Genomic DNA, 917 nt, shown 5'->3' with positions numbered 1-917 from the left:
TAGGTTTTGTCCGAAAAGTCCGCTCGCAGGCAACGGTCTATGCACGCCAGGCATACCATGGCCCTGAAGCTGCTAGCCAATTTGTCGTATCGCGTGCAGACCCGGCGTAGCTCTTTCATCCACCCGAAACAGCGCTCGATGATGTTTCTGTCGCGATACCGGGGTTTGTCAAAGCCCCTCGGCGCACCTGGGCGCGGCTTTCGCTTCATCTTGCGCCGGGCAATGATGGGCTTCATTCGGTGTCGGTCGCAGTAACGGCGCAGCGGATCACTGTCATAGCCTTTATCCGCCACGATGAAGCGGCAACGCTTGAGCGGTCTGCCTACGGGACCAGGCAAGTGGACGTCCTCCATGGTCGGGATGAAGTGCTGGGTGTCCGAGTCCTGTCCCGGCGACAAGGTGAAGGTCAGCGGCCACCCGTATCGATCACATACCATGTGAATCTTGGTCGTCAGCCCGCCTCGGCTCCGTCCCAGGGCATGGTCTACGGGTTCTTGCTGCCCCCCTTTTTGCCGCCTCCAGCGGCAGCTCGGGTGGCGCGGATCGACGTCGAGTCGATCATCCAGGTATCCAGATCCATCAAGCCATCCTCACGCAGCCGGAGCTGTAGGCGAGCCAGGATCGCCTCGAAGGTGCCGTCGTCTCGCCATTGCCGGAAGCGGTCATAGACCGTCTTCCAAGGGCCGTAACGCTCTGGAAGGTCGCGCCACTTGGCGCCAGAGCAAAGGATCCAGAAGATGCCGTTCAACACCTGGCGGTCATCACGACGGGGGCGCCCCATCGACTGCGGAGGTGACACGATATCCTCGATGAGGGCCCAGCCGTTGTCGGAGATCTCGTAGCGTCCTGCCATACGTCACCTATGCAGCTGCGACATAGGGAAAATTAGCACATCCGACTTTTCGGACAAAACCTAG

General features: G+C 60.2%; 1 protein-coding gene. It reads right to left on the bottom strand.

Annotated features, from left to right (window positions below; all coding sequences use genetic code 11):
• Positions 1 to 853 (bottom strand): IS5 family transposase gene (locus FEI13_RS18800; RefSeq protein WP_138183015.1). Its coding sequence is split into 2 segments (ribosomal slippage), with 854 coding nucleotides annotated over them: positions 1 to 499 and positions 499 to 853; the frame shifts between segments, so codons are not numbered across the junction. This gene is flagged as partial in the annotation.
• Positions 854 to 917 lie beyond the last annotated feature (64 nt).

Origin of the sequence: Halomonas urmiana, assembly GCF_005780185.1 — a bacterium.
Lineage (GTDB): Bacteria > Pseudomonadota > Gammaproteobacteria > Pseudomonadales > Halomonadaceae > Halomonas > Halomonas urmiana.
Note: the sequence above shows the minus strand (reverse complement) of the source record. Positions and strands in the feature narration are given on the sequence as shown.